The sequence below is a fragment of the Amycolatopsis sp. NPDC089917 genome (assembly GCF_040684635.1).
Taxonomy (GTDB): Bacteria; Actinomycetota; Actinomycetes; order Mycobacteriales; family Pseudonocardiaceae; genus Amycolatopsis.
In genome coordinates this window covers 33,305-41,961 of record NZ_JBFBGL010000068.1, presented here as the reverse complement: position 1 = coordinate 41,961, position 8,657 = coordinate 33,305, and the positions used below count along the sequence as shown (strand labels likewise).

The 8,657-nt window shown below is 69.5% G+C and carries 6 protein-coding genes; 1 reads left to right on the top strand and 5 read right to left on the bottom strand.

The window, feature by feature from the left end; all coding sequences use genetic code 11:
- Positions 1 to 95: 95 nt before the first annotated feature.
- Positions 96 to 581: a hypothetical protein gene (locus AB0N89_RS34190; RefSeq protein WP_364213527.1), complete on the bottom strand. Its 486-nt coding sequence runs from the start codon at positions 579 to 581 to the stop codon at positions 96 to 98.
- 124 nt (positions 582 to 705) lie between these two features.
- On the opposite strand from AB0N89_RS34190, the gene AB0N89_RS34185 reads away from it, so the two are divergent.
- Complete coding sequence (locus AB0N89_RS34185) at positions 706 to 3,405, top strand: BTAD domain-containing putative transcriptional regulator (RefSeq protein ID WP_364213524.1); 2,700 nt, start codon at positions 706 to 708, stop codon at positions 3,403 to 3,405.
- Here AB0N89_RS34185 and AB0N89_RS34180 read toward each other — a convergent pair.
- The 4 genes from AB0N89_RS34180 to AB0N89_RS34165 form a co-directional block, all read right to left on the bottom strand.
- Positions 3,398 to 4,195: an alpha/beta hydrolase gene (locus AB0N89_RS34180; protein WP_364213521.1), complete on the bottom strand. Its 798-nt coding sequence runs from the start codon at positions 4,193 to 4,195 to the stop codon at positions 3,398 to 3,400. The two genes, AB0N89_RS34185 and AB0N89_RS34180, sit on opposite strands and share 8 nt — an antisense overlap.
- 94 nt (positions 4,196 to 4,289) lie before the next feature.
- The gene (locus AB0N89_RS34175; protein ID WP_364213518.1) at positions 4,290 to 4,661 is read right to left on the bottom strand and encodes a hypothetical protein; all 372 of its coding nucleotides are present in this window, start codon (positions 4,659 to 4,661) and stop codon (positions 4,290 to 4,292) included.
- Positions 4,662 to 4,928: 267 nt separating this feature from the next.
- Positions 4,929 to 6,107, bottom strand: a complete 1,179-nt coding sequence (locus tag AB0N89_RS34170; protein WP_364213515.1) for an epoxide hydrolase family protein — start codon at positions 6,105 to 6,107, stop codon at positions 4,929 to 4,931.
- Positions 6,108 to 6,167: 60 nt separating this feature from the next.
- A complete protein-coding gene (locus tag AB0N89_RS34165; protein ID WP_364213512.1) occupies positions 6,168 to 8,519 on the bottom strand; it encodes a polysaccharide lyase 8 family protein in 2,352 nt (783 codons plus the stop codon).
- Positions 8,520 to 8,657: the final 138 nt, after the last annotated feature.

Below are 8,657 nucleotides of genomic sequence, written 5' to 3'. Positions count from 1 at the left end.
GGTGGGTGGGCGCCCCCCTATGGTGGGTCTTGTTCCCGCCCCTGTGTGCGCCTCCCCCCACGCTCCCGGGCCTCCGCCACTCCCCAGGCCCGGGGTCAGGGCAGCACGTCGGTCACGGTGTCCTTGATGACCTGCCACTTGCCGTGCTCACGCACCAGCGTCAGGCTGATCGTGTAGTGCCGGTCGACGTTCTGCGACGGCGCCTTGTAGTAGGCGTCGAGGAGCGCGAAGCCCATCTTGCAGTCCTCGACGACGGTGTGGGTCACCGTCCACGGCATGCTCCACTCGTACGGAAGCTTGAACTGCACGTCGACCACCGGCTCCACGTTGGCCTCGTAGCCGATGATCAGGTTGCCCTTGCGGCCGACGGTGACCATGTTCCGGTGGATGATCGCGCGGTAGCGGGCCTCATCGCGTTTGTTGTAGCTGTCCATGTCCTCCCAGACGGCGCGGTCGAACGCGCGCTGACAGGCCTGCCGTTCGTTCTCGGCCTGCTGGCCGCTCGCCGCCGCGGCGGGCACGCCGATTCCCGCCGCCGCCACGACCAGACCGGCCAACGCCGCGTAATACCGCTTGCGCATGGGGTTCTCCTCATCACGTCCCGTACTGCTTCCACCAGCAGGTTCGCCGGTCGGCGCATCACAGCTGCATCACTTCCGCACCGGTGCCGGCGCGGGGCCGGTTAACCTCACGCGAGGGGGTGCGATGGAGTTCCGGATTCTGGGGCCGGTGCAGTGCCGGAGTGGCGCGCGGCCGCTGAAGCTTGCCGGTTCGCGGCAGGAGCGCATCCTGGCGGCACTGCTGCTCGGCGCCGATCGCGTCGTCTCGGTGTCACGCCTGGTGGACGTCGTCTGGGACGAGGATCCGCCCGCCACGGCCGTCCGCCAGATCCGCAACCTCACAACCGCCCTGAAGCGCGCTCTCGTCGCCGCGGGAGCCGCCGACGACGTCCTGACCGCCGAGGGGCCCGGTTTCGTCCTGCATCCGGGCCTTTTCGACCTGCATTCGTTCGAGGAGCACGTCTCGCGTGGCGAGTTCCGCGAGGCGCTCGGATGCTGGCACGGACCGGCACTGTCCGGTGTGGACAGCACGGCCCTACGCGGCGAGGCGGGCGAACTCGACGAGCGCCGTCTGTCCATTATGGAACGCTGTCTCGACGGGGAGATCGCCGCCGGAGAGGATTCCGTCGCGGAGCTGACGGCCCTGGTCGCCGAGCACCCGTTCCGCGAGGCGTTCACCGGGCTGCTCATGCGCGCACTGCATCAGCAGGGCAGACAGGCCGACGCGCTGAACGTCTACCGGCGGGCGCGGACCAGGCTGGTGGAGGAACTCGGGATCGATCCCGGTCCGAAGCTGCGCGAACTCTACGAACGGATCCTTCGCGACGAGCCGGAATACGGCAAGGTTCGCTGCTTCCTTCCCTACGACGTCCCGGATTTCACCGGCAGGGAGGAGGAGATCCGCCGCCTCCTCGACGCCGTCCGGCTCGGCAGACCGGTGGCCGTCGACGGCATGGCCGGGGTCGGCAAGACCTCGCTCGCCGTCCACGCCGCGCACCGGCTCGCCGCCGATTTCCCCGACGGGCAGCTGTTCGTGGACTTGCACGGCCACTCCCCTGCCCGCGGACCGCTTCCACCGGAGTCCGCGCTCGAAGCCCTGCTCGGACAACTCGACATCCCGGCGAGCCGGCTTCCCCGCGGCGTCGACCGGCGTGCCGAACTGTGGCGGACCAGGACGGCGGGCCGGTCTTTGCTCGTGGTGCTCGACAACGCCGTGAGCGCCGAACAGCTACGACCGCTCCTGCCCGGTTCGGCCACGGTCGCCCTCGTCGTCACGAGCAGGCGACGGCTGGCCGCCGTCGACGGCGCCGCGTCGATCAGTCTCGAAGTCCTGCCGGACGAACAGGCGGGGGCTCTGTTCGCGGCGGCGTCGGGACGGCCGGACTCGGGAGTGGCCGCGCTGTGCGGGAATCTCCCGCTGGCGATCCGGATCGCGGCCGCCCGGCTGCAGAATCGTCCACAGTGGACCGTGGAGACGCTCGCCGAGCGGCTGGGTTCCGAACACGACAGGCTGGCCGAACTGAAAGTCGCCGGACGTGACGTCGCCGCGGCGTTCGCACTGTCCTATCGAGAGCTCGACACCGCGCAGCAACGCATGTTCCGTTTGCTGGGGCGGAATCCCGGCGCCGACATCGGCGTGCCCGCGGCGGCGGCGCTGGCGGATACCGGCGAACGGGAAGCCGAACGCCTGCTGGAGGACCTGCTCGACGCCCACCTGCTCAGGCAGCCCGCGCTGGGCCGGTACGCGTTCCACGACCTGATCGCCGAGCACGCCCGCAACGCCGGGACTGACGAGGAATCGGCTCCGGCGGTGCACAGGTTGCTCGACCACTACCGGGACGGCGGTGACTCGGGCTGGTACGAAACGGAACGGGCGAACCTGATCGCGGTCACCCGCCATGCTCTCGAAATCGGCCGCGACGACCACGCCTGGCGGACAGCCGCGAGCACCGCGGAGCACCTCCGGGAGAGCGGGCATCTCGACGATTTGCTCGCCGTGGCGCGGACCGGCATCGCCGCCGCCCGCCGGATCGGCGACCCGCACGCGATCCAGCTGAGCCTGGCGAGCCTCACCCTGGCGTTCTGGGAGAACGGCCGGCTCACCGAGGGAATCGACTGCGCTCTGGAGCGCCTGGACGTCGTTCGCGCGTCCGGCGACCGCGCGGCCGAAGCGATCGCGCTGTCCAGGGCGGGTGCCCTGCACGGCATGCTCGGCCACTACCCCGAAGCGATCCGGTTCTACCGCGACGGCCTCGCCATCGAGGACGAGACCGCCGCCGCCACGCTCTGGACCAACCTCAGCAACGCGCAGGAGGTCCTCGGCAGGCTGGACGACGCGCTGGCCTCCGCCCGGAAGGCGGTGGCGCTGCGCGCGGATCCTCGCGGCCGGATCCTGTGTTCGGCCCAGCTGGGCCTGGTCCTGGCCCGGCTCGGCCGGTTCGAGGAAGCGTTCGAGGTCATCGAATGGTCGGCCGCCGCCTCGCGGGATCTCCGCTACCTGTTCGGCGAGGCGTGGAGCCGGATCGACCACGCCGACGCCCTCCTCCTCGCCCACCGGCCCGGCGAGGCACGGGAGCAGGCCGGACGCGCGTGCGAGATCCTCACCCGGCTCAACCATCCGTTGCTGCTGGCCATGGCGGCCAACAGCCTGGGCACCGCCTGCCTCGCGCTCGGCGAGACGACGGCGGGGCTCCGGCAGCATCGCCTCGCGCTCGAAACCGCGAGAAGGATCGGCTATCGGCTGCAGGAAGCCCGCGCTCTCGCCGGGATCGGGCAGACGCGCGCCGCGCGGGACCTCTACGCCGCGATGGGCCTGCCCGCCGAACCGCTGAAGGTCGTCACCTGAGGAATTCGGTGAGCAGACCGCGCAGGACGTCCGGCTGGCGGAGGACGCCGTGGTCCTGCCCCTCGACGGTGACGTGCCGGGCGCCGGGGATCGTGTCGGCGACCGCGCGGGCGCCGGCCCGCATCCAGGCGTCGCTCTCCCCGCCGTCCATCACCAGCGTGGGCACGGAGATCCTGGCCAGCCTGTCGGCGGGCAGCACGTTGCCGGGACCGCACAGGGCGAGGTCGTAGGGCAGCGTGTGGGCGAGTCCGGCGAACCAGGCCCAGAACGCGTCTTCCCGCATCCCCTTGACCACCTCGGCCGGGGTGTCCGTCCCCTCGACCAGGAAGAGCTCCGCCGCGCCGTCGCGGTCGCCGTCGGCGATCAGTGCCCGGACCCGGTCGAAGAGGTCCGCGCCCGGGCGGGGACGGCTGTCGTCGACGACGTACGGCGGCTCGTACACGGCGAGGCTGGTCATGGCGACGCCTCGCGCGGCCGCTTCCAGCCCCAGCACGGCGCCCGACGAGTGCCCGAAGACCGCGGCCGAACCGCCCACGTGGTCGATCAGCGCGGCGAGGTCCTCGACCTCGCGTTCCACCGAGTAGACCGCGCCCGGACCGCTGTCGCCCCGCCCGCGCCGGTCGTAGGCGAGCACGCTGAAGCCCGGGGCCAGCGTCGCGGCGAGACCGGCGACGGTCGTGCGGTCGTTGAACGCGCCGCCGACCAGGATCACCGGCGCGCCCTCCCCGGTCCGGTCGAACGCGAGCGGGGTGCCGTCGGCCGAGGTCACGGTCTCGAACGAGGTGGTCATCAGGTCCTCCACAGGGTCACTTCGACTCTAGCTTCGTCCCTGGGTCGGAGCCGATGACCACCACTCGACATCACTTCCGAAGATCTCCGAAAATCTACTGGTCCCCGTCGACGACGTCGGCTTCGATGTCGAACACTTCCTCGCCGCCGAAGCTGTCGGCCACCTCGATGAGGAGTTTCAGGGACCGGCACGCCCTCTTGATCTCGTTTTCGCGCGCCAGCAGCTCCACGACACTCGGCCACTGCATCGTCTTGCCCTCCAGGGCTTCGGCGACGGAGGTGATCGGCACCTCCGTGCCCTGGAAGGCCCACCACCCGAGGGGCTGGTCTTCGAACTTGTAGCGCCGGACGAGATTCAGTTCGCCTGCCGACAGGACCAGCTTGAAGAAGAGGGAAAAGTCGACCCCCTTGTGCCCGCCGAAAACCCCGCGCCGGTCGGCTTGATTCCGCTTCACGATCAGTTGCATGGAACTCCGTTCTCACTGAGGGTCGAAAGTCAGGCCGGGCCGTTCAAGTGTTCCCAGCGACGCATCGCTTCGGCCTCCCCCTCGCGGTCCGTGTACCACGAAACCGTGATGCGACCGCAAAAGATGCATTTCTCACCCTGCTCCGGCCGCTGCTGCCTCCGGCATTTCCCGCAGAAATAGACTTCGTTCACCACACCCTCGATTCGTTGCCGAGTCCGTCGTCACGATGCCGACATGCCGAACCAGTCGCTCACGCGCTTGAGGCTGTTACACCGCGAATCGTCCCGTAACGAAACAACGCTCCCGAAGATCTCCGAAGAATTCCCGGAGTTCCGACACCACGTCGTCCGGCACCGCCATCGCGACCATGTGACTGGGGCTCTCGTGATCCGCCCAGCGCACGATGTCGTTCTTGCGCGACGCGATCCTGCGCAGCACGGACGGCCCGCCGTGCGAGACCCCGGTCGGCACCGCCGTCTGGTCGATCGGCATCGCCGCCGCGCCCTCGTAGTACGGCCACAGCGCCGTGGCGCCGGTCCCGGTCAGCCAGTACAGCGTCGCGTTGGTGAGCAGCAGGTCGCGGTCGATCGGCTCGGCAGGCGCCGCGTCTTCGGGCCAGCCGTCGAACTCCTTGAACCGTTCGACCAGGTAGGCCAGCTGCGCGACCGGCGAATCGAGGAAACCGACGCTCAGCGTTTGCGGCCTGTTCGTCAGGTACGGCGCGTAGCCGCTGCCGCCCGCGAAGCGTTCCATCAGCCCGGTCAGGTCGGCCTGGTCCTGTTCGGTGAGTCCTTCGAAATCGGCCGGATACCCCATCGGGACACCGAGTCCGGACGTGATGTGCGAGCCGATGACGTGCTCCGGCGCGAGCGCCGCCAGCTGTGGTGTCACGAGCGCGCCGGCGTCGTTCCCGTGCGCGCCATAGCGTTCGTAGCCGAGGCGGCTCATCAGTTCGGCCCACGTCCGCGCCACCCGCGCGATGTCCCACGGCCGCTCGTCGGCCGGTTCGGGGAACGGCGAGAAACCGAAGCCCGGCAAGGACGGCGCGACGACGTGGAAGGCGCGCGACGGGTCGAGCCCGTGAGCCCGCGGGTCGGTGAGCGGTCCCAGGACGTTCAGGAATTCGGCGATCGAGTTCGGCCAGCTGTGCGTCATGATCAGCGGGATCGCGTCCGGTTCGGGCGACCGGACATGCAGGAAGTGCACGCGCTGACCGTCGATCTCGGTGGTGTACTGCGGAAACTCGTTGAGCTGCTTCTCCCACGCGCGCCAGTCGAAGCCGTCCCGCCAGTACTCGGCCAGGTCCTTGAGGTAGGCGACCGGGACGCCCCGGCTCCACTCGGCACCGGGCAGCGCCGACGGCCAGCGGGTGCCGGCCAGCCGGTCGGTCAGGTCGTCCAGATCGGACTGCGGGATGTCGATGCGGAACTGCTCGATGTCGGTCATGCGGCGACCGTACGGACCATTCAGGCCAGAACGTGACCTAAATGGTCCGCACTCAGCCGGCTAAACGCGGACGATCTGAGTCGCGCCGAAAGTGTCCTTCACCGGAACCTCGACGGTCTTCCGCCGGACGGTCACGCGCAGGACGTCCTGACTCTGCGTCGGATCCGAAACGGCCAGCTGCCAGCCGTTCCCGGTCCGTCCCAGCGCCACCGACGCCGGTCCGGACACCGACACCTCGTCGACCGAACCGGCGCCGAAGAAGTTCGCGAGCAGCGTCGCGTTCCACAGCCGGACGGCCTGCACGATCGCGGTGTTGGACCGCACGCGCCACGACCAGGCCGAGGCGACCGTCTCCAGCACCGACGCGGCGGGCAGGACGGCGTAGGCGTAGCTCGCGTCCGAGGGGTTGGCCCCGTGCTCGATCACCAGCTTTTGGTAGCGCCGGGTGTACGGCACCGTGGTGCCCTTGGTGTTGGCGCCCTTGTCGACGTCGCGCCAGGTCCCTGTCCGGTCCTCACGCAGCGCGGTCACATCGGCGTCGGCGAGCAGGACGTACCCGCCGACCTTCTCCAGGTGCAGCCATCGCTTGCGCCGCAAGGATTCCGAGCCGCCGACGAGGTGGCCGTCGGCGAGCAGGACACCCGAGCCGTTCTCGCCGAGGTTGCGGTTCTCGATCGTGGTCCGGATCCGCTCGCCGGAGGAATCGGTGATCCCGGCGCCGAGGCACACCACGCCCGACGGGGTGAAGAACCACGACTTCTTCGCGGTCAGCGTGCCGTCCTGCGACACGAAGTCGAGGGCGTGCGCGCCGTGCCGCGCGTCCCAGCGAACGCCGCCGCAGTGGTCCTTGCTGGTCAGCGGGACCTGTTCCAGCTTCGGGGTCGGGCCGCTCTTCGTGGTGGTGCCCGGCAGCAGCTGCGGATCGACGGTCGGCCAGTAGGCGTCGGTGAAGTGGCCCTTCGCCTTGGGCAGGAACAGGTACAGCGCACCGTCGCCGACGTGCCAGCCGTGCAGATTCATCGAGTTGATCGACTCGTACCGCGAGATCCGCGTCGAGGCGACGCCGAGCGAGACCGACCAGCCTTCGCTGATGTGCACCATGCGGTCCTGCTGCCCGAACACGCGGTGCGTCGCGACCGTGGGCGCCGGGCGGATCCCGGTCGCCAGCAAGTCCTGCGCGAACTCGATCCCCGGGATGCCGACGAGGTCGGGGCCCGGCGCGAACCGCTCGGGGTCGGGGATCTTCAGGTAGGGCGCGAAGGTGTCCTCGGTGATCCACTTCGCGGCGAGGCGGCCGAGTTCTTCCTTGCGTTCACCGCTCGCCGACCGCGCCAGCAGCACGACGGCCCCGGTGAGCTGATGCCCGATGTCGTGCGCGGATTCCCCCTGCCGGGAAAGGAACCGGCCGCGGACCGGCTCCATCAGCGCACCCGCGTACACGAACGGCGCGAACGTGCCGGAGACCAGCGCGTACGCCGCATCGCGGACGTCGGCGGGCAATTCGAACTCGGTGCCCTTGGTGACGTGGATGGCGGACGCGACGGCGGTGAGCAGGATGATCCCGTAGTGGCCGGGATACGGCACCGAATCGTGCTGCAGGAAGGAGCCGTCGGTGTGGAAACCGTCGCCGGCGGCCCGATGGAGCTTGGCGATGACGCTCGCCGCTCCCCCGCCTTCGACGTCGGTGAACGCCCCGACGCCGCGTTTGATCCGGTCGGCGTCGCCGAGCATCGCGCCGGAGACGATGGAGATCGTCGACTTGTCCGCGCGGTTGGCGCCGGTCTCGACGACGCTCGGGTTGTTCGTGCGGCGGTTCGGATCGCCCGAGAACTTCAGCACCGGCTTGAGGTATTTGGCGAGTTCGTCCTGGGTCAGCTCGTCGGCGACGGTCGCCAGGATGTGCAGCAGATAGAGCGGGATGCCGATCTCGTAGGTGTACCAGTTGCCGATCTCGGCGGTCTTCTCGCTGTACTGATCGCTGCTGTACAACAGTTCCAGCGCCGCTTTGATCCGGCCGAGCACGGCCGGATCGCCCGCCAGCGCGCCGCCCGGGGTGCCCCAGTTGACCGTGATCGCGCGGAGCCGGGCGTACATCGACGTCGTGAAGTCGCTGCCCGGGCCTAGCGGGAGGTCCTTCCACAGTGGACCGCCGCCGACCGTCATGCTGTCGTGATAGGACTTCGCGACCCGGTCCAGGTTCGCCAGCGCGGCGGTGCGTTCCGCCGACGGCCGGTCGATCCCGGTCTGCAGCTCGCGGTAGCCGGTGACGATGGAACGCGTCCCCGCCGGAGCCGAGGACGCGGGCTGGGCTGATGAAGGGCTCGCGAGAGCTGTCGTGAGAGCCACGGAAGCGGCCGCTGCCGCGCCTCCCCGCAAGGCCGTTCTCCTGTCGAAGTAACCGAATCCGGGCATGACAGTGCCTCCCAAGGGGTCGAAAGACGGGAACTGGGGCGGCGGCGTGAGGTGGAGCCTCGTGAGTGGCGATTCGGGTTAGAACCCCCAAAACCACAAAAAACGGAGTTATAAGTTTTAAAAGGGGGGGGGGCCGCC